The 19153-nt window shown below is 65.6% G+C and carries 17 protein-coding genes; 11 read left to right on the top strand and 6 right to left on the bottom strand.

From position 1 onward, the window contains the following. The first annotated feature begins 112 nt into the window (after positions 1-112). Complete coding sequence (locus tag IB274_RS03395) at positions 113-1012, top strand: NAD(P)-dependent oxidoreductase (protein ID WP_192430657.1); 900 nt, start codon at positions 113-115, stop codon at positions 1010-1012. Next, positions 1009-1800, top strand: coding sequence for a hydroxypyruvate isomerase family protein (locus IB274_RS03390; protein WP_192430656.1), 792 nt, complete (start codon positions 1009-1011; stop codon positions 1798-1800). The genes IB274_RS03395 and IB274_RS03390 overlap by 4 nt, the downstream gene beginning before the upstream one ends. A gap of 16 nt (positions 1801-1816) precedes the next feature. On the opposite strand, the gene IB274_RS03385 is transcribed toward IB274_RS03390, so the two are convergent. Beyond that, positions 1817-3979: a putative bifunctional diguanylate cyclase/phosphodiesterase gene (locus IB274_RS03385; protein WP_192430655.1), complete on the bottom strand. Its 2163-nt coding sequence runs from the start codon at positions 3977-3979 to the stop codon at positions 1817-1819. A gap of 290 nt (positions 3980-4269) precedes the next feature. Between IB274_RS03385 and IB274_RS03380 the strand changes: the two genes are divergently transcribed. Continuing rightward, a complete protein-coding gene (locus tag IB274_RS03380) occupies positions 4270-5928 on the top strand; it encodes a phosphoethanolamine transferase (RefSeq protein ID WP_192430654.1) in 1659 nt (552 codons plus the stop codon). Positions 5929-6005: 77 nt separating this feature from the next. Here IB274_RS03380 and IB274_RS03375 read toward each other — a convergent pair whose 3' ends face one another. Together IB274_RS03375 and rapA are read right to left on the bottom strand one after the other, a co-directional pair. Next, positions 6006-6458, bottom strand: a complete 453-nt coding sequence (locus tag IB274_RS03375; protein WP_192430653.1) for a universal stress protein — start codon at positions 6456-6458, stop codon at positions 6006-6008. Between the two features lie 216 nt (positions 6459-6674). Then, positions 6675-9527, bottom strand: coding sequence for an RNA polymerase-associated protein RapA (gene rapA / locus IB274_RS03370; protein ID WP_192430652.1), 2853 nt, complete (start codon positions 9525-9527; stop codon positions 6675-6677). A 227-nt stretch (positions 9528-9754) separates the two neighbouring features. On the opposite strand from rapA, the gene IB274_RS03365 reads away from it, so the two are divergent. The 7 genes from IB274_RS03365 (at position 9755) to IB274_RS03340 (ending at position 14415) form a co-directional block, all read left to right on the top strand. Next, entirely contained in the window at positions 9755-10060 is a 306-nt protein-coding gene (locus IB274_RS03365; protein ID WP_081515872.1) for an aspartate-semialdehyde dehydrogenase, read from the top strand. Between the two features lie 48 nt (positions 10061-10108). Next, the gene (locus IB274_RS03360) at positions 10109-10708 is read left to right on the top strand and encodes an alpha-ketoglutarate-dependent dioxygenase AlkB family protein (protein WP_192430651.1); all 600 of its coding nucleotides are present in this window, start codon (positions 10109-10111) and stop codon (positions 10706-10708) included. After that, positions 10705-10866, top strand: a complete 162-nt coding sequence (locus IB274_RS03355; protein ID WP_192430650.1) for a hypothetical protein — start codon at positions 10705-10707, stop codon at positions 10864-10866. The genes IB274_RS03360 and IB274_RS03355 overlap by 4 nt, the downstream gene beginning before the upstream one ends. 203 nt (positions 10867-11069) lie before the next feature. Beyond that, a complete protein-coding gene (gene ccoM, locus IB274_RS29915) occupies positions 11070-11180 on the top strand; it encodes a cytochrome c oxidase subunit CcoM (RefSeq protein ID WP_277873429.1) in 111 nt (36 codons plus the stop codon). Positions 11181-11362: 182 nt separating this feature from the next. Further along, entirely contained in the window at positions 11363-13351 is a 1989-nt protein-coding gene (locus tag IB274_RS03350; protein WP_192430649.1) for an FUSC family protein, read from the top strand. After that, a complete protein-coding gene (locus IB274_RS03345; RefSeq protein ID WP_037010214.1) occupies positions 13338-13547 on the top strand; it encodes a DUF1656 domain-containing protein in 210 nt (69 codons plus the stop codon). Before IB274_RS03350 ends, IB274_RS03345 begins: the two co-directional genes overlap by 14 nt. A gap of 13 nt (positions 13548-13560) precedes the next feature. Beyond that, positions 13561-14415 carry an HlyD family secretion protein gene (locus IB274_RS03340; RefSeq protein ID WP_192430648.1) on the top strand — a complete coding sequence of 285 codons (855 nt, stop codon included), beginning with the start codon at positions 13561-13563 and terminating at the stop codon, positions 14413-14415. On the opposite strand, the gene IB274_RS03335 is transcribed toward IB274_RS03340, so the two are convergent. The 3 genes from IB274_RS03335 to IB274_RS03325 form a co-directional block, all read right to left on the bottom strand. Continuing rightward, positions 14399-15574 (bottom strand): MFS transporter, encoded by a 1176-nt coding sequence (locus IB274_RS03335; RefSeq protein WP_192430647.1) that lies wholly within the window; start codon positions 15572-15574, stop codon positions 14399-14401. The two genes, IB274_RS03340 and IB274_RS03335, sit on opposite strands and share 17 nt — an antisense overlap. A gap of 141 nt (positions 15575-15715) precedes the next feature. Continuing rightward, on the bottom strand, positions 15716-16186 hold the full coding sequence (locus tag IB274_RS03330) for a MaoC family dehydratase (protein WP_138215376.1): 471 nt from the start codon (positions 16184-16186) through the stop codon (positions 15716-15718). After that, positions 16183-17136 carry an alpha/beta hydrolase gene (locus IB274_RS03325; RefSeq protein ID WP_192430646.1) on the bottom strand — a complete coding sequence of 318 codons (954 nt, stop codon included), beginning with the start codon at positions 17134-17136 and terminating at the stop codon, positions 16183-16185. The genes IB274_RS03330 and IB274_RS03325 overlap by 4 nt, the downstream gene beginning before the upstream one ends. 306 nt (positions 17137-17442) lie before the next feature. Between IB274_RS03325 and fadD2 the strand changes: the two genes are divergently transcribed. Continuing rightward, on the top strand, positions 17443-19131 hold the full coding sequence (gene fadD2, locus IB274_RS03320) for a long-chain-fatty-acid--CoA ligase FadD2 (protein WP_192430645.1): 1689 nt from the start codon (positions 17443-17445) through the stop codon (positions 19129-19131). Positions 19132-19153: the final 22 nt, after the last annotated feature.

Here is a 19153-nt window from a genome sequence, read left to right as displayed (position 1 = left end):
GCCTGTTTGGCAGCCGTCCCGCTATCTAAAGCGTTGCCGGCCGGGGCACCTTCGCGCCTGCTAGAATGCCGCCTCCCCGTGCCCGTCCTGCTGTCGAACTGGAGATCACCCCATGTCGTCCCCTTTGCCATCCCTCGCTTTTGCCGGTCTCGGCCTGATGGGGGTACCCATGACGCGCCGCCTGCTCGCCGCCGGTTACCCGCTGGCCGTGTGGAACCGCTCCGCTGGCAAGCGTGAGCTGCTGGCCGCCGAAGGCGCCCGGGCCGTGGAAACGCCCGCGCAGCTCTGTGCCGACGCCGAGGTGGTGATGCTCTGCCTGGCCGATACCGACGCCGTGCGCGAAGTGGTGTTCGGCGCTGGCGGTATCGTCGAGAGCGCCCGCGCCGGTCAGGTGCTGGTGGACTTCTCCAGCCTTGAGCCGGCCGCCACCCGCGAGATGGCCGCCGAGCTGGAAGCGCGCACCGGCATGCGCTGGGTCGATGCGCCGGTTTCCGGTGGCACGCCGGGCGCCGAAGCCGGCACCCTGGCGATCATGGCCGGCGGCCGTGTCGAGGATATCGAGCGGGTGCGGCCGATCCTCGCCCATCTCGGTCAGCGCCTGACGCGCATGGGGGATGTGGGCGCAGGGCAGGTGACCAAGGTGTGCAATCAGATGATCGTCGCCTGCAATGCCCTGGTGATCGCCGAGGTGGTGGCGCTGGCGGAAAAATCAGGCGTCGATGCCAGTCTGATCGCCCCGGCGCTGGCGGGCGGTTTCGCCGATTCGAAACCCCTGCAGATCCTTGCCCCGCAGATGGCCGAGAGCCGTTTCGAACCGGTGAAATGGCATGTGCGCACGCTGCTCAAGGACCTGGACACCGCCGTCAAGCTTTCCCGCGAGGAAGGCTCGGCCACGCCCATGAGCGGCCTCGCCGCGCAGCTGATGCGCCTGCATGGCAGCCCGGGCAATCTCGAACGCGACCCGGCTACCCTGGTCGAGCAATACCGTCAGTCGAAGGAATTCCCCGCATGAAACTCTGCGCCAACCTGTCCCTGCTGTTCACCGAGGTCCCGCTGCTGCAGCGCATCGACGCCGCCGCCAAGGCCGGTTTCGAGGGCGTGGAGATCCAGTTTCCCTACGACGTCCCCGCACAGGACCTGAAAGCCGCACTGGACGAAGCCGGCCTGCCGCTGGTGTTGATCAACCTGCCGGCTGGTGACTTGATGCAGGGCGGTCCCGGCATCGCCGCCGTGCCGGAACGTGCGGCGGAGTTCGAAGCGGCGCTGGCCAAGGCGCTGGACTATGCGCGCATCGTGCAGCCGCAGCACATCAACGTGCTGGCTGGCCGGCTGGTCGAGGGGCAGGAGCGCGAAGTCGCGCTGCAGACCCTGGCCGAGCGCCTGCGCGCCACCTGCGATGCGTTCGCCGGCAGCGGCACCGACGTGCTGATGGAAGCCATCAACTGCCACGACATGAAGGACTTCCTGCTCAACACCCCCGAGCACTTGCAGGACATGCTCGAGCGCGTGGCGCGGAAGAACCTGCGCGCGCAGCTGGACCTCTACCATATGGCGCGCATGGGCCTGGAGCTGGTGGATTGCATCTACGCGCTGATGGGCCAGATCGGCCACGTGCAGTTCGCCGACTATCCTGAGCGCGGCGAACCGGGCTCGGGCGAGATGGAGTTCGAAGTGCCGCTGCAGGTGCTCGACGACGTCGGCTACGACGGTTGGCTGGGCGCCGAGTACCGCCCCACCGGCACCACGGCCGACTCCCTGCGCTGGCTGCCGCGCTGGCGTGCCGGCAAGTTTGATTTCTGAGCCTGGATCACGGGCCTCAGGCCTGGCTGCGCAGCAGCGCCGAGTCGCTGTCCTCGCGGTAGGCCTCGAGGAACTCCACCAGCGCGGAGAGGGGCAGCGGCCGGCTGAACAGGTAACCCTGGGCCAGCTCGCAATGGTTGTCGCGCAGGAACGCCAGTTGCTGCGCGTGCTCCACGCCTTCGGCGATCACCTTGAGGTGCAGCTTCTGCGCCATGGCGATGATGGCCTGGGCGATCTCGCTGTCACGCCTTGATTGCGGCACGTCGCGGATGAAGGAACGGTCCACCTTCAGCGCATCCAGCGGCAGCTGGCGCAGGTAGGAGAGCGACGAATAGCCGGTGCCGAAGTCGTCGATGGACAGGCTCACGCCCAGGTCGCGCAGGCGATTGAGCAGCGGGATGGCCTGGTTGATGTTGGCCATCACGGCGTTCTCGGTGACTTCCATCTCCAGGTAGCGTGCGGCGAGGCCGGTGTCGGCGAGAGTCTGCTGGACTTCATCGACCAGCCCCTCGCGGCCCAGGTTGCTGGCGCAGCAGTTCACCGCCACCCGCAGGTCCTTGTAGCCCAAGTCGTGCAGGCGGCGCAGGTCTTCGCAGGCGCGGCGCATTACCCAGGCATCCAGCGCGCCGATCAGGCCGTTGGCGGTCGCCAGGCCGATGAATCGGTCCGGCGCCAGCAGCCCGTGGGTCGGGTGTTTCCAGCGCACCAGGGCTTCGAGTTGCTCCACCTCGCCGTGCTCAATGCGCAGGATGGGTTGGTAGTAGAGCACCAGTTCGTCGTCCCACAGCGCCTTGCGCAGTTCCTCTTCCAATTGCAGTTCCTGGGTCGCCTTGGTCTTCAGGTGCGGGCTGAAGAAGTGCGTGGCGTTGCGACCGTTGCCCTTGGACTGGTAGAGCGCGAGGTCCGCATGCTTGAGCAATTCCTCGGGCTGTTCGCTGTCGTTGGGGAACAGGCTGATGCCGACGCTCATGGTCATCACCAAGCTGCGCCCGGCGATGCTGATCGGCTCCTTCATGCGTTGCATCAGGCGCTGGGCGAGGATGCGCGCCTCGTGGTCCTCGCCCAGGTCGGCGAGGATGCAGAACTCGTCGCCGCCAAAGCGCGCCAGCAGGTCGGTGCTGCGCAGTGCGCTGCGGATGCGCTCGGAGACGATGCACAGCAGTTCGTCGCCAGCGGCGTGGCCGAGGGAGTCGTTGACCCGCTTGAAGTGGTCCAGGTCCAGTAGGATGACCGCCATCCCCTGGGCCTTCTGCCGGTTGCGTTGCAAGCGAGCCTCGAACTCGTCGTTCAGCGCGTTACGGTTATGCAAGCCGGTGAGGCCGTCGAAGCGCGCCAGTTTCTGCAGCGAGGCGTTGGCGCTGTCCAACTGGTTGAGCAGGGCGTTGACCCGGCTCAGCTCGCTCACCTTGCTTTCCAGGCTGTCCTCGATCCAGGCCGCCCAGAGCCCGGCCATCACCACGGCCAGCGCCAGCAGGCCGACCATCAGGCCGAGTTGGATGGCATTGTTGCGCCCCATGTCCGCCACTGGAGCTACCCAGCTGGGCAGGGTCAGGGTCAGCGCGGCCATGCCGGTGAAGTGCATGCTGGAAATGGCGCCGCCCAGCAGCAGGCTGGCGAGAATCTGGTAGATCCACTGGCGGCCCGCCGGCTGGCGGTTGAGTACCGGCGCCAGTACCAGCGCGACGAAAGCCACCAGGACGGCCATCAGTACCGAGAGCGTGACCAGCAGCGGGTCGTAGTGCTGCATCGGCGGTGACTCGATGGCGGCCATGCCGGTGTAGTGCATGCCGGCGATGCTGGCGCCGATGCAACAGGCGGCCAGCAGGTACTGCAACGGGCTCAACCCGGCGTGGGCGAGCAGGCGCATGGCGATCACGCAGATGGCGATGGCGATGAGCAGCGAAAGCAGCGTCAGCCCTCCGGCGAAGTGCAGCGGCACCGAGGCGTGGAAGGCCAGCATGGAAACGAAGTGCATCGACCAGATGCCGCTTCCCAGGCAGATGCCACCGACCCATTGCCAGCGGTGTGCGTGTTGCGGCGCGCGGACCATGCGCGCGGCGATGTTCAGCGCGACGAAGCTGGCGACGCAGCCGATGAGGATGGCCAGGAGGACCAGTCCGGGGTTGTGAGAACACTCCAGCAGCACAGCATCGGGTACGGCGTCCTGGTGCCAGTCCATGGGCGGGATGCTCCGGATGTCGGGGGAGGAGGCAGATTGATATCACTTTGCGTCAAGTCTAGGAAGTCAGGATGACGCTGCAAGGAACTCGTTGAGTTTTCGGCGTAATGCCGGAATGCGCGCGACGTACGGTAGTACCAGGTTCCAGCCGATCACAGATCCGACCACCGGACGAAAGCTTGTAGCCAACTTGACACTTTTTTGACTAACTGCCCGCTAGAGTTGCGCCGCCGGCCGGCAGGGTCGGCCATCCATTTCCTATCCGACTATCGATGTAAGGAGTGCGCTCGATGTCCGAGGGCAAGCGCCGCCTCTTCCCCCAGGTCAGCTCTGCGCGGCTGGTCCTGCTGTTCTCGCTGGCACTGGTGCTGTTCTACAACTTCGCTACCTGGCGGGCGCTGAACAGCCTGGTGCCCATGGAAGGCCTCTGGGGCGTCGCGTTCTTCGCCTCCTTCGGCCTCTTCCTGTGGGCGGCCTTTACCCTGCTGCTGACCCTGGTGTCGTTCCGTCCGCTGCTCAAGCCCGCGTTGAGCCTGGTGGCGCTGGTGTCCGCGTCCGCGGCGTACTTCATGAACTCCTACGGTGTCGTGATCGATACCGTGATGGTGCAGAACGTCATCGAGACCAATCCTGGCGAGGCCACCGCGCTGTTCAGCGCGCGCATGGTCGGCTACCTGCTGGTGCTCGGCGTGCTGCCGGTGACGATCATCTGGCTGACGCCGGTGCGCTACAGCTCGTTCTTCCGCGGCCTGCTGAACAAGGTGCTGGTGATCTTCGGCTGCCTGGTGGTGGTCGCCGTCTGCGTGGGGGCGTTCTATTCCACCTACGCCCCGGTGTTCCGCCAGGAGGAGAAACTGACCCACTTCATCAACCCGACCAACTACATCTACGCGGTGAGCAAGTTCACCAAGCAGCGCCTGGGCATCAAGGAACACCTGGTGGTGCAGCCCATCGGCGAGGACGCGGTGATGCCGCGCAAGGTGAGCGCCGATGGCCGCAAGTCGCTGATGATCTTCGTGGTCGGTGAAACCGCTCGCGCGGACCACTTCTCCCTCAATGGTTACGCCCGCGACACCAACCCGGAATTGAAGAAGCTCGACATCCTCAACTTCACCAACGTCAGCTCCTGCGGCACTTCCACCGCGGTGTCGGTGCCCTGCATGTTCTCCAAGTTCCCCCGCGAGGACTACAGCGACAAGAAGGGCAAGACCAACCAGGGCCTGCTGGACATCCTCCAGCGCGTCGGTGTGTCGGTGCTGTGGCTGGATAACAACAGCGACTGCAAGGGCACCTGCCTGCGCGTGCCCAATCGCGATATTCCCAAGGATCAGCCCGGCCCGTTCTGCGACGGCAAGAACTGCCTGGACGAAGCTCTGCTGCAGAATCTGCAGGCGTACATCGACGGACTGAAGGACAACGCCATCATCGTCCTGCACGCCGACGGCAGCCACGGCCCGGAATACTACGACCGCTATCCCAAGTCGCTGGAGCGCTTCACCCCGGTGTGCCGCACCAACCAGCTGGGCAGTTGCAGCAGCGAGGAGCTGGTGAACGTCTACGACAACACCATCCTCTACACCGACTTCTTCCTGTCCAAGGTGGTCGAGCTGCTCAAGCAGAACCAGGAGCGCTTCGACACCTCGATGGTCTATGTCTCCGACCACGGCGAATCTCTGGGCGAGAATGGCGTCTACCTGCACGCTGCGCCCTATGCCATCGCCCCGAAAGCGCAGACCCATGTGCCCATGGTGATGTGGTTCGGCAGCGGCGCGCTGGGCGGCATGGGTGTGGATCGCGGTTGCCTGGAGAAGAAGGCCGACGGCGCCGAGCTGAGCCACGACAACCTGTTCCACTCGGTGCTTGGTCTTTACGGTGTGCACACCAGCCTGTACCAGCCGGACCTGGACATCTTCCACTCCTGCAAACGCGATATGACCGCCGCGCAATGACTGAGCCTGCCTGAACGACGGCCATGAAAAAGGCCCTGCGACGAAAGCCGCAGGGCCTTTTGTCTTTCCGGGGGCTGTTACTTCTCGCGAACCAGCAGCACCGGGCGGTTGCTGACGCGCAGCAGGCCTTCGGCCACGCTGCCCAGCATCAGGCGGCGCACACCGCGGCGGCCGTGGGTGCCCATGACGATGATGTCGGCCTTGGAGCCTTCGGCCTCGATCTCGATGCGCTCGGCGATCTCTTCGCTGGCGCGTTCCTGGCAGACCCGCTCGAAACTGGTTTTCACCGGGAATTCGGCGATCTTGTCCTTCGCCTTGGCGAGGATGTCGTCGGCGGCCTTCAGCGCTGCTTCGCGCAGCGGCTCCGGGTTGTAGTACACGGCGTAGTCGGGCAGATGGCGCAGCGGGCTGTCGATGATGGTGATGACCCGCAGCTCGCCGCCGCTCAGCTGGGCCAGCTTGGCCGCTTCAACCAGGGCTCGGTCGGAAACCGGGCTGCCGTCCACCGCTACCAGAATGCGCTCGTACATGATGTGTTCCCTCAATGAGTGGCTTGGTAGGAAAACTCTATCCCTCCAGGGCGGAGATTCCCTTGCGCAGCGTCAATGGTAGTCGGTGTGTCCGATCGTGCCGGGAATAGAGCGGCGTAACGGGGTGTTTCGAAGTCGGCCGGCGCGCCGGCCAGGCATGAAAAAAGCCGCCACCGGTTGCCCGGTGGCGGCTTCTTCATGACGCGACGGCGGGGATCAGCCAGCGACCAGTACGCGGATCGCTTCCAGGCGCAGGGAGGCCTTGTCCAGCAGCGCCAGGCTGTCGTCGCGCTGCTTGCGCAGGGCGTCCAGCTCGCTGTCGCGCACGCTGGGGTTGACGGCCTTGAGCGCGGTCAGGCGCGCCAGTTCCTCGTCCAGGGTCGCGGTCAGCTGCTGGCGGGCGGCTTCGACGCGCTCGGCATGACGCGGGGTGATCTTGATCTCGGCCTGGGCGAACTGCTTGGCCAGTACATCACGCTGCGCCTGCACGAACTTGTTGGCGCTGGCGCGCGGTACGCTTTCCAGCTGGTCGTTCAGGGTCTCGAAGGACACACGCGAGGACAGGTCGTTGCCGTTGGCGTCCATCAGGCAGCGCAGCGCCACCGGCGGCAGGAAGCGGCCCAGCTGCAGCTTGCGCGGCGCGACGGCTTCGCTGACGAACAGCAGCTCCAGCAGCACGGTGCCGGGCTTGAGCGCCTTGTTCTTGATCAGCGCCACCGAGGTGTTGCCCAGAGAGCCGGACAGCACCAGGTCCATGCCGCCCTGCACCATGGGGTGCTCCCAGGTGAGGAACTGCATGTCTTCACGGGCCAGGGCCTGGGCGCGGTCGTAAGTGACGGTCACGCCTTCGTCGTCGCCCAGCGGGAAGCTGGCGTCGAGCATCTTCTCGCTCGGGCGCAGGATCAGCGCGTTCTCGGAATGGTCCTCGCTGTCGATACCGTAGGTGTCGAACAGACGCTCCATGTAGATCGGCAGAGCGAACTGGTCGTCCTGTTCCTCGATCTCTTCCACCAGCGCCTCGCCTTCACCGGCACCGCCGGAGTTCAGCTCCAGCAGGCGGTCGCGGCCGTTGTGCATCTCCGCTTCCAGCGCTTCGCGGGCAGCGGTACCTTCGGCCAGCAGGGCCTCGAAGGCGTCGTCGTCACCGCCATCGAGCAGCTCCACCAGGCGCGGGCCGAAGCGGTGCTGCAGGGCGTTGCCGGTGGGGCAGGTGTTGAGGAAGGCGTTCAGCGCCTGGTGGTACCACTGGAACAGGCGTTCCTGCGGGCTGTTTTCCAGGTGCGGCACGTGGATCTGGATGGTGTGCTTCTGGCCGATCCGGTCGAGACGGCCGATGCGCTGTTCCAACTGGTCCGGGTGGGCCGGCAGGTCGAACAGCACCAGGTGGTGGGCGAACTGGAAGTTGCGGCCTTCGCTGCCGATTTCCGAGCAGATCAGCACCTGGGCGCCGAATTCTTCATCGGCGAAGTAGGCGGCGGCGCGGTCGCGCTCAAGGATGCTCATGCCCTCGTGGAACACGGTGGCCGGGACGCCGGACTTCAGGCGCAGGGCGTCGCCCAGGTCCATGGCGGTCTCGGCGTGGGCGCAGATCACCAGCACCTTGTACTGCTTGAGCATCTTCAGGGTGTCGATCAGCCACTCGACGCGCGGGTCGAAGCGCCACCAACGGTTGTTCTCGTCGCTATCGTCGGACTGCGCCTGGAAGCTGACCTCCGGGTAGAGGTCCGGGTGCTCGCCCAGCGGCAGCTCCATGTACTCGATCGGGTTGGCCAGCACATAGGGATGCAGCTGGCGCTCCGGGAAGCCCTGCACGGCGGCACGGGTGTTACGGAACAGCACACGGCCGGTGCCATGGCGGTCGAGCAGCTCGCGTATCAGGCGGGCGCGGGCGTCTTCATTGCCGGCCTCGACGCTGGCCAGCAGGTCGTCGCCCTCGCTGCCGAGGAAGCCGTGGATAGCCTGGCGGGCGGCGGGGGAGAGGCTGCCCTGGTCCACCAGCTCTTGCACCGCTTCGGCTACCGGGCGGTACTGGGTGCTTTCGGTGCGGAAGGCTTCCAGGTCGTGGAAGCGGTCCGGGTCGAGCAGGCGCAGGCGGGCGAAGTGGCTGTCCAGGCCGAGCTGTTCCGGGGTCGCGGTGAGCAGCAGCACGCCGGGGATGACCTGGGCGAGTTGCTCGACCAGCTGGTATTCGGGGCTGGCCTGTTCCGGATGCCATACGAGGTGGTGGGCTTCGTCGACCACCAGCATGTCCCACTCGGCGGCGAACAGCGCGTCCTGGGCCTTCTCGTCCTCGCGCAGCCACTCCAGCGCCACCAGGGCCAACTGGGTGTCTTCGAAGGGGTTGCTGGCATCGCTCTCGACGAAACGCTCGCGGTCGAACAGGGCGACTTCCAGGTTGAAGCGCCGGCGCATTTCCACCAGCCACTGGTGCTGCAGGTTCTCCGGCACCAGGATCAGCACGCGGCTGGCGCGGCCGGAGAGCAGCTGGCGGTGGATCACCAGGCCGGCTTCGATGGTCTTGCCCAGGCCCACTTCGTCGGCCAGCAGGACGCGCGGCGCCATGCGGTCGGCGACTTCGCGGGCGATGTGCAACTGGTGCGCGATGGGTTGCGCGCGGGCGCCGCCCAGGCCCCAGAGCGAGGACTGCAGCAGGCGGGTGCGGTGTTCCAGGGTGTGGTAGCGCAGGCCGAACCAGGACATCGGGTCGATCTGCCCGGCGAACAGGCGGTCGCTGGCCAGGCGGAACTGGATGAAGTTCGACAGCTGGGTTTCCGGGACGGTGTGCTGCTCGTTCTGCGCGGTGAGGCCGTGGTAGATCAGCAGGCCGTCGATCTCGTCCACTTCGCGGACGGTCATCTTCCAGCCTTCGAAATGGGTGATTTGATCGCCTGGGGCGAAGCGCACACGGGTCAGCGGTGCATTGCGCTCGGCGTACTGGCGGGTATCACCGGTGGCGGGATAGAGCACCGTGAGCATGCGGCCGTCCAGTGCCAGGATGGTCCCCAGGCCGAGTTCCGCTTCACTGTCGCTGATCCAGCGTTGACCGGGTTGATACTGCGCCATGGACACCTCCCAAAAAAAGCCGGCTATGGTACCGGAACGCGCAGCGTTCAGCGATGGCCGTCGGCGCCTCCGGTCGTCCGAATCATTGGCAGGGCCAGTTGGAGGCGCGCACTCATCGCGAATCGTGGAAAGTGTAGCGAGGCACACTCAAGTCTGTAGCACTCTGGCCGATAGCCTGACCAGAGGACTTGTCAGCGCACTTCCCCACAGGGGCTCGCCCCCAGGAACACTCGATGCTGCCGCCCATTCCCCATAGTCTGGCACCCGTCACTGCCCAGCAGGACGTGCCCAAGCCGCGACCGGATGTCGCCCCGGTGACTCCGCCTGCGCCCAGCGCGGGCAATGCCGGCGTGGAGCTGGAGCGTCGCCCTGACGAACAGGCGCTGCGCGAGGAATACCAGCGCCGGCGCAAACGTCGCCAGCTCGCCGACGGCACCCCCGAGGGCGAGGCGCTGGAAGAACTGGAGGAAGTCGAGGAACTGGGCGAAGACGTACAGGCCGCCCAGCGCAAGGGGCTGTGGATCGATGTCGAGGTCTGACCAGGCGGGGGAGTAGACTGGCCCCATCGCTGAGTAACCGAGCTTTCCATGCTGTTCGACGACGCCCCGATCCTTCTATCCGATGCCGAGCTGCGCCTGATTCCCGACTGGTGCACGCAGGTACGCGCGGCCCAGTGGTTTGAGCAATTGCTCGAACAGACGCCCTGGGAGCAGACCGTCGTGCACCTGCACGGGCGCGATTACCCGGTGCCGCGCCTGGTCAACTGGTACGGCGATCCCGAGGCTTTCTATACCTACTCCGGCCAGACCCACGCGCCGCTGCCCTGGACGCCGCTGCTGGCGGAAATCCGCTCGGCGGTGGAGCAGACCGCCGGCCAGCGCTTCAACGGCGTGCTGCTCAACTATTACCGCGACGGCCAGGACTCGATGGGCTGGCACAGCGACGACGAGCCGGAGCTCGGACGCAACCCGGTGGTGGCCTCGCTGAACCTTGGCGGCACGCGGCGCTTCGATCTGCGGCGCAAGGGACGAAATACAATCGAACACTCCATCGAGCTGGCCGGCGGATCGCTGCTGGTCATGTCTGGCGCGACACAGCATTATTGGCAACATCAGGTTGCCAAGACGCGCCGTCCGGTTGCTCCGCGCCTGAATCTGACTTTCCGCCTGGTGCACGCCCTGCCATGAGCAACGACGACAAGCTGATCGACTTCACCGCCGAGCGCGACAAGCGCATCCACGACGTGCACGAAAAGCGTCTGCAGGACGTGCGCAAGGCCTTCGAGCAGGCGCTGCCACTGGGCAAGCCACGCAAGAAGGGCAAGAACAAGCCGAAGAAGCGCTGATTTACCCCCTCCCGGGACCGCAAGGCCCCGCTCTGCGCGGCTTCCCGCCGCACCCGATACCCTCCGGAACTTGATCTGCGTCAGTGCTCCGGCCCTCCCCGGAAAGCGCCTTGTCGACCATTGATCCAGGTCAATTGGTCCCACCCGGCCGCCGGTAATCTGCACACATCCCCAGACGATGTAGGCAACAGGAGGCCAGCATCATGTTCATCGACGAAGTGGTTCTAGCAGGCGTCCTCACCGTTGGCCTCATGGTTCTGTTCTTCGGTGGGGTCGGAATTTTCATCTGGAAGGACAGCCACAAGAAGGGCTGATCCTTACGGATACACAGAGCACGCAAGGCACTTCGGGCGACTTAGGTCGCCCGTTTTTTTTGCCTCGACGAAAGTCGGGATGACATATTGTTAGCCTGCTAATAATATTATCGACAACGATTCCGTCATCCCCGTTGCCGACTATCTTTATGCGATAGATCCGGACCCTTTCGAGAGACCGCGTGCGACCTACGCTACAGGCATTCCTCGCGCCGGATACGCTGGCGCTGAAATTCGCGATCAAGACCCTCCTGGCAGGCGGCCTGGCGCTCTGGTGTGCCTTCCGTTTCGACCTCGAACAGCCGCAGTGGGCGCTGATGACGGTGTTCATCGTCTCCCAGCCGCTGTCGGGCATGGTGGTCGCCAAGGGCATCTTCCGCCTGATCGGGACCCTGATCGGCACGGTCATGTCGGTGGTGATGCTCGCGCTGTTCGCCCAGACGCCCTGGCTATTCCTGCTGGCCATCTCGCTCTGGCTAGGGCTCTGTACCGCCGCTTCCACTTCCCTGCGCAACCACGTCTCTTACGCGTTCGTGCTGTCGGGCTACACCGTGGCGATCATCGGCCTGCCGGCGATCAGCCATCCGCTGGACGTCTTCGATCAGGCTGTGGCGCGCAGTACGGAAATCTGCCTGGGGATTATCTGCGCCTCGGCGGTCAGCGCCATCCTCTGGCCGCGCCGCGTCGAGGCCAACCTGGACAAGCAGGCCCACGCCACCTGGCTCACCGGCATGCAGGCCGCGCGCAGCGAGATCGACGCCGACGCGCGGCAGATAAAGGGCCTGCTGCAGGCGCTGGGCAAGATCGTCGAAGTCGATGTGCAGCGTGACCACGCCTGGTTCGAGGGCTACCGCGGGCGGATGCGTTCGCGTGCGCTGCGGATTCTTTCCCGCGACCTGCTCAGCCTGCTGCGCACCGCGCGCGGCGTGGCCCGCCAGCGCAGCGTGCTGGATGCCGAGGACCGCGCGCGTCTGCAACCCTGGTTCGACGAACTGCGCGCTGTACTGGACGATCCGCAGGTCGATGCCATACGTTCATTGCAGCAGCGCTTGCAGGAGGCTGGTCTGGAAGAGGGCTACTCCAACGACCTGCGTTATTGCCTGACCCGCTGCGCCCTGCTGCTGCTCAAGGCGCTGAACTCGGAGAAGACCATGCGAGCGGTGGCGGACGGGCGGGTGGACGATGTCGCCACCGGCACCCTGTCCTGGCACCGCGACTGGTTGATGGCGTTGTTCTATGGACTGCGCAGTGCGCTGGCGCTGCTAGGCATGTCGGCCTTCTGGATGGCCACGGCCTGGCCGGCGGCTACGGGTGGCATGTTGCTGGCCGCGGTGATCTGCAGCCTGTTCGCCAACCGTGACAACGCAGTCGCCATCGGTCTGGGCTTCCTGCGCGGCATTCTCCTCGCCGTGCCCGCCGCTGCGGTGGTGACCCAGTGGCTGCTGCCGCAGTGGAACGGCTTCCCGCTGCTTTGCCTGGCCCTGGGCGTGCCGCTGTTCTTTGCGCTGCTGGGCATGGCGACGCCGGCGCTGGCGGGTACGGCGACATCCTTCTCGATCCATTTCATCACCCTGGTGGCGCCGAGCAACGTGATGAGGTACGACCTCGCCAATCTGCTCAATTCGGCGCAGGGCATCGTCATCGGCGTGGGTTTTGCGGTGCTGGTGTTCCGCCTGCTCACCCTGCCGGCGGACTGGCTCAACCGGCGGTTGATCCAGGCCACCTGCGAAGACCTCGGGCGGCTGACCCGGCGGCCGCTGGCCGAAGCCGAGAGCTGGTTCGGCGGGCGCATGGCCGACCGCCTGATCCGCCTGGCGCGGCACTACACCCTGTTGCCGAAGGAGGAGCAGCGGCGCTGGCAGGACGGTCTGCTGGCGCTGGACCTGGGCAACGAGCTGATCCACCTGCGCTCCTGCCTCAGCGGCGCCCAGGGACAGTTGCGCAAACGCCGCGACCAGTTCCTCGGCGCGCTGGGCAGCGTGCTGGAAAAAGGGCCCGGAGGCGGGCGCGAGCAGCGCCTGGAAAGCCTCTGCTCGCCTTTGGAAGAGGCCCTCGCGCACGATCTGCAGGGCGACAACGAACCCAACCGCTTGGCCCGTGCCGCGCTGGCGCAATTGCGCCGCACCTGGCGCCAGTGGTGCCGTCTGGAGGACGCCAATGGGACTGCATGAGTTCGGCTGGGGTGGAGTGTTCCTGAGCCCGCTGTTCATCTATGCGGTGCTTGCTCTGGGCCTGACGGTCGTATTGCGCCTGCTGCTGCAGGCCACCCCCTTCGGGCGCTGGATCTGGCACGAGGCGCTGTTCGACTGCGCGTTGTTCGTGCTGATTCTCTGCGCCATCACCTGGGCGCTCAGCGCAGCGCCTTGAGAGGAGAAGCTGTATGCGCGGATACCTTCGCGTAACCGTCACCATTGTCCTGGTCATTGTCGCCGTCCTGGCCGGCACCTGGCTGTGGCGTTACTACATGCTGTCGCCGTGGACCCGCGATGCGCGGGTGCGTGCCGACGTCGTGGTGATTGCACCGGATGTCTCCGGCTGGGTCACCGACCTCGCCGTGCAGGACAACCAGCAGGTCAAGGCCGGTGACTTGATCATGCGCATCGACCACGAGCGCTACGCGGCGAACCTGGAGCAGGCCAAGGCCCTGGCCGAGACCCGACACCAACAGTACCTGCTGCGCGTGAGCGAGGCTTCGCGGCGCAGCAAACTGGGCATCGCGGCGATCAGCGCGGAGGACAAGGAAACCGCGCAGATCAATGCTTCCATCGCCAAGAGCGAGTACGACGAGGCGCAGGCCCAGGTGCGCCTGGCGCAACTGAACCTGACCCGCAGCGAGATGCGCGCCCCGCGCGACGGGCAGATCACCAACCTGCGGCTGGCCCAGGGCAACTATGTGCAGGCCGGCCAGGCGATGATGGCGCTGGTGGACCAGAAGTCCTTCTATGTCACCGCCTACTTCGAGGAAACCAAGCTGCCCGGCATTCGCATCGGCCAGCCGGCGCGGGTGGTGCTGATGAGCGGCGACATCGCCATCGACGGCACGGTGGAAAGCATCAGCAGCGGCATCACCGACCGTAACGCGATTCCCGACAGCCAGTTGCTGGCCAACGTCGAACCGACCTTCAACTGGGTACGCCTGGCCCAGCGCATTCCGGTGCGCATCCACCTCGACAAGGTGCCCGAGGGCGTACACCTGAGCGCCGGGATGACCGCCAGTGTCACCGTAAAACCGTGAACGGGGCGTCTGCCCGCTCGCGCTGAAGCCAGCAGGACAAGGCCGCGCAGAAGATCGACGCGGTGACCAGCGAGACGCCCACCCAGGGCGTCCAGGCGATGCCGGCCAGGCTGATCACCGCACCGCCCAGCGCCGCGCCGAGGGCCACGCCCAGGTGCATCGCCGAAGTGTTCAGCGCCACCCCGGCGCTGCCGCTGGCCGGATCGCTGGCCAGCAGGTAGCTCTGCACCGCCGGCGAGATCATCCAGCTGATGGTGCTCCAGACCATCAGTGCGCTAAGCAGCAGCCACGGGCGGCCGAGGCTCAGCGGGATCGCCAGCATCGCCAGGCCGAACAGCACCGGTACCAGCAGCAGCGCGCGGCGATGGCCGAGGCGATCGCTCAGCCAACCGCCCAGATAGCCGCCACCGATGGCCGCCAGTCCGATCAGCAGCAGGGTGAGCGCGATGCTCTGGCTGTCGGTGATCCCGGCAACCTGCTGGAACCACGGGGTGATGTAGGCGAACAGGGTGAAGTGCCCGCCCAGCAGCAGGATCGATACCAGTTGTGCGAGGTTCAGCGCCGGATTGCGCAACTGGCGCCGGTAGGCCGCGCCATTGGCCGGGCTATCCAGTGTGCGGCGGGGCAGGGCGATCCGCAGCAGCGCGGCCAGTGGCAGCGAATAGAAGGCGATGGCGGCGAAGATCCAGCGCCAGCCGAACCAGTCATTGACCAGCACGCCGGCCGGCACGCCGAACACCAGGGAACCGCTGATGCCCATGAAGATCAGGCCGATGGCGCGCCCGCGCTGGGCCGGCGGCGCCAGCTCCACCGCCAGCAGGCTGGCCTGCATAATCAGCAGCCCGCAGCAGGCGGCCATACCGATGCGCATCAGCAGCAGCGAAACATAGCCGGGACTCAGCGCAGCGCCCGCGTTGAACGCGGCGAATACCAGCAGGGTGATGACCAGCAGCCGGCGGCAGTCGGCGCCACGGGTGAGCCAGCCGAGCAACGGCGCGGCGATGGCGAAGCTCAGGGAGAACAGGCTGGTGAGCTGCCCGGCGAGGCTGAGGGAGACGTGCAGGTCGGCGGCGAGCGAGGGCAGGATGCCGGTGAGGATGGCCTCGGCGAGGCCCGCGGCGAAGGTGCAGAGGGACAGCAACAGCAGTCGAAGGTCCATGGCGGCTCCGATTCCCGGTGAGGGGTTTCGGGCACGAAGCCTTCGGTTATCCCAAGTGGATGTGGTGTGACGGGGCAGGGTAGTCGAGCAGGAAACTGTATACAAGTTTCCGGGGCCGGATGGCCGGCCCCGGAACGCGCCTCAGCCGATGGTGATCGGCGGCAGGGCGGGCAGTTCGATGTTGAGCTTCTCGGTCGGCGCCATGACTTCGGCCTCGCCTTTGACCACCGCCTTGCCGTCCTGGTTGAGCACGGTAGTGCTGATGCGCACGCGGTTCTTCGGCAGCTTTTCCAGCACTTCCAGTTCTACTGTCAGTTCGTCGCCGAGCTTTACCGGGCGGGTGAAGCTCAGGTTCTGGCCGAGGTAGATGGTGCCCGGGCCGGGCAGGGTGGTGGCGATCGCCGCGCTGATCAGTGCCCCGGTGAGCATGCCGTGGGCGATGCGCTCCTTGAACTGGGTGGTGGCGGCGTACTCGGCGTCCAGGTGTACCGGGTTGCGGTCGCCGGAGACCTCGGCGAACAGCTGGATGTCACGCTCGGTGACGCTGCGCTGGAAGTTGGCCTTCTGGCCGACTTCGAGTTCTTCGTAAGGGACGTTCTGTACGGAAGTCATAGGGGCTCCTCGGTTCTCTCGACCTGCGGGACGGGGCAGTGCGCCGCCAGCCAGTCGATCAGGTTGCGGGTGACCTCGTCGCGGTTGCTCTCGTTGAACAACTCGTGGCGAGCGTCGGGATAAATCTTCAGTTGGACGTCACGAACCCCGGCCCGGGTCATCGCCTGGGCGAGATCGTTCAGGCGCTTGCCCTGGCTCACGGGGTCGCACTCGCCGCCGATCACCATCACCGGCAGGTCGCTGCGGATGCGCGACAGGTGCTCGACGGGCGTTATATCCGCCAGACCGCCGAGCAGGTCCACCCATAGCTGGTTGCTGCAGCGGAAGCCGCAGAGCGGATCGGCGACGTATTTGTCGACTTCAACGGGGTCGCGGCTGAGCCAGTCAAAGGCCGTGCGGTTGGGTTTGAAGGCCTTGTTGAACGAGCCGAAGGACAGGAAGTCGATCAGCGCGCTGCGCCCCAGCGGGCCCTGGCGCCAGCGCTCGAAGCGGGCGATGACGCGGGCGCTGTTGTACAGCGCCACCGGCTGGTAGTTGGAGCCGGACAGCACTGCCGCCGTCACGCTGGCGCTGTGTTGCATCAGGTAGGCGCTGCCGATGTAGCTGCCCATGCTGTGGCCGAGCAGGATGATCGGCAGGTCCGGGTGTTCCTCGCGCACATGCTGGTTCAGCGTATGCAGGTCGCCGATCACCTTGCCCCAGCCGCCGCGGTCGGCGTAGTGGCCCGGTTCGCCGTTCTCGGCGGTGCGGCCGTGGCCGCGCTGGTCGATGGCGTAGAGGTGGTAGCCGGCAGCGCTCAGCGCAAGCCCCAGGCGTTCGTAGCGGCCGGCGTGCTCAGCCATGCCGTGGGACAGCATCAGGGCGCCGCGGGACGGGCCTTCCGGCGCCCAGTGGCGGGTGTAGAGCGGTGTCTCGTCGCTGGCGGCAAGCCAGTAGGCGGCGTAGGGCATGGGGTCCATCCTGCTTCTTGTTCGTCGATTCTTATTGGAATGGGGCCATGGAGCGGGCCAGACGGGGCGATTCTGCCACGCCGGGACATTTTCTGTATGGATTGCCGACAGCACCCGGCCATTGGCGTGTAAGTCCCGTCCTAGGCGGCCGTCGGCTCTATCCCGCGCCATGCCGGGATGGTGGCGCAAGATTCACGCAGTCTATGACGCCGCCTGGAGTCTTTGCGATGACCAAAGGAACTGCTAGCTTCCGTCGAATGACCGCAATGACGGTTCGGTTTCGCTCAGGTATGAGGACAAGAATAAATGCAACCTGATTTCTGGAACGACAAACGCCCGGCCGGCGTGCCCAGCGACATTGACCTGACCGCCTACAAATCGGTGGTGGAAGTCTTCGAGCGCTCCTGCAAGAAATTCGCCGACCGTCCGGCCTTCAGCAACATGGGCGTGACCTTGACCTACGCCGAGCTGGACCGCCTGTCCGCCGCCTTCGGCGCCTACCTGCAGAAGCACACTGACTTGAAGCCCGGCGACCGCATCGCCGTGCAGATGCCGAACGTCCTGCAATACCCCATCGCCGTGTTCGGCGCCCTGCGCGCCGGCCTCATCGTGGTCAACACCAACCCGCTCTACACCGCCCGCGAAATGCGCCATCAGTTCAAGGATTCCGGCGCCCGCGCGCTGGTCTACGTGAACCTGTTTGGCAAGCTGGTGCAGGAAGTGCTGCCCGATACCGGCATCGAATACCTGATCGAGGCGCAGATGGGCGACCTGCAGCCCGCGCTCAAGGGCCTGCTGGTCAACACCGTGGTCAAGCACGTGAAGAAGATGGTGCCGGAGTACAACCTGCCCCAGGCCGTCTCCTTCAAGTCAGCCTTGCGCCAGGGCCGCGGCCACGGTCTGCAGCCGGTCAAGGTCGGCCTGGAAGATATCGCGGTGCTGCAGTACACCGGCGGCACCACCGGCGTAGCCAAGGGTGCCATGCTCACCCACGGCAATCTGGTAGCGAACATGCAGCAGGTGCACGCCTGCTTGCAGCAGCATGGGCCAGACGGCAAGCCGTTGATGCAGGTCGGCAACGAGGTGATGATCGCGCCGCTGCCGCTGTACCACATCTATGCCTTTACCGCGAACTGCATGTGCATGATGGTCAACGGCAACCACAATGTGCTGATCACCAACCCGCGCGATATTCCCGGCTTTATCAAAGAACTGAAAAAGTGGCGCTTCTCCGCGCTGCTGGGCCTTAACACCCTGTTCGTCGCCCTGATGGATCGTCCGGAATTCAAGGAAATCGATTTCTCCCACCTGAAGGTTACCAACTCTGGCGGCACCGCGCTGGTCACCGCCACTGCTGAGCGTTGGAAGGCCATGACCGGCTGCACCGTGGTCGAAGGCTACGGCCTCACCGAGACTTCGCCGGTGGTCAGTACCAACCCCTATGGCGACAAGGCACGCCTGGGCACGGTCGGTATTCCGGTGTCAGGCACCGCGTTGAAAGTGATCGATGACGACGGCAAAGACCTTGGCATCGGCGAGCGCGGCGAGCTGTGCGTGAAAGGTCCGCAGGTCATGAAAGGCTACTGGCAGCGTCCGGAAGCCACCGCCGAGGTGCTCGACGCTGAAGGTTGGTTGCGCACCGGCGATGTCGCAGTGATCGATCCGGATGGCTTCGTGCGTATCGTCGACCGCAAGAAGGACCTGATCATCGTTTCCGGCTTCAACGTCTACCCCAACGAGATCGAGGACGTGGTCATGGCCCACCCGAAAGTCGCCAACTGCGCGGCCGTCGGCGTACCGGACGAGAAGTCCGGCGAGGCGGTGAAGCTGTTCGTGGTGCCCCGCGAAGGCGGCGTGACCGTCGAGGAGCTCAAGGCCTACTGCAAGGAAAACTTCACCGGCTACAAGGTGCCCAAGCACATCGTGCTCAAGGACGCCCTGCCGATGACGCCGGTGGGCAAGATCCTGCGTCGAGAGCTGCGCGAAACCGCGTAAGCCGGGCGTAAACGAAAAAGGG

It is taken from the genome of Pseudomonas sp. PDM18, assembly GCF_014852585.1.
Taxonomy (GTDB): Bacteria; Pseudomonadota; Gammaproteobacteria; order Pseudomonadales; family Pseudomonadaceae; genus Pseudomonas.
The sequence above is the reverse complement of the archived record's forward strand: the minus strand, read 5'-3'. Positions and strand labels throughout refer to the sequence as shown.

What these genes read in the sequence shown, in the direction of transcription:
- IB274_RS03395 (WP_192430657.1), top strand. Translation starts at nt 113, where the DNA reads ATGTCGTCCCCTTTGCCATCCCTCGCTTTTGCCGGTCTCGGCCTGATG.
- IB274_RS03325 (WP_192430646.1), bottom strand. Translation starts at nt 17,136, where the DNA reads ATGCCCTACGCCGCCTACTGGCTTGCCGCCAGCGACGAGACACCGCTC.
- IB274_RS03375 (WP_192430653.1), bottom strand. Translation starts at nt 6,458, where the DNA reads ATGTACGAGCGCATTCTGGTAGCGGTGGACGGCAGCCCGGTTTCCGAC.
- IB274_RS03335 (WP_192430647.1), bottom strand. Translation starts at nt 15,574, where the DNA reads ATGGACCTTCGACTGCTGTTGCTGTCCCTCTGCACCTTCGCCGCGGGC.
- IB274_RS03385 (WP_192430655.1), bottom strand. Translation starts at nt 3,979, where the DNA reads ATGGACTGGCACCAGGACGCCGTACCCGATGCTGTGCTGCTGGAGTGT.
- ccoM (WP_277873429.1), top strand. Translation starts at nt 11,070, where the DNA reads ATGTTCATCGACGAAGTGGTTCTAGCAGGCGTCCTCACCGTTGGCCTC.
- IB274_RS03345 (WP_037010214.1), top strand. Translation starts at nt 13,338, where the DNA reads ATGGGACTGCATGAGTTCGGCTGGGGTGGAGTGTTCCTGAGCCCGCTG.
- IB274_RS03340 (WP_192430648.1), top strand. Translation starts at nt 13,561, where the DNA reads ATGCGCGGATACCTTCGCGTAACCGTCACCATTGTCCTGGTCATTGTC.
- IB274_RS03390 (WP_192430656.1), top strand. Translation starts at nt 1,009, where the DNA reads ATGAAACTCTGCGCCAACCTGTCCCTGCTGTTCACCGAGGTCCCGCTG.
- IB274_RS03360 (WP_192430651.1), top strand. Translation starts at nt 10,109, where the DNA reads ATGCTGTTCGACGACGCCCCGATCCTTCTATCCGATGCCGAGCTGCGC.
- IB274_RS03330 (WP_138215376.1), bottom strand. Translation starts at nt 16,186, where the DNA reads ATGACTTCCGTACAGAACGTCCCTTACGAAGAACTCGAAGTCGGCCAG.
- IB274_RS03365 (WP_081515872.1), top strand. Translation starts at nt 9,755, where the DNA reads ATGCTGCCGCCCATTCCCCATAGTCTGGCACCCGTCACTGCCCAGCAG.
- IB274_RS03380 (WP_192430654.1), top strand. Translation starts at nt 4,270, where the DNA reads ATGTCCGAGGGCAAGCGCCGCCTCTTCCCCCAGGTCAGCTCTGCGCGG.
- fadD2 (WP_192430645.1), top strand. Translation starts at nt 17,443, where the DNA reads ATGCAACCTGATTTCTGGAACGACAAACGCCCGGCCGGCGTGCCCAGC.
- IB274_RS03355 (WP_192430650.1), top strand. Translation starts at nt 10,705, where the DNA reads ATGAGCAACGACGACAAGCTGATCGACTTCACCGCCGAGCGCGACAAG.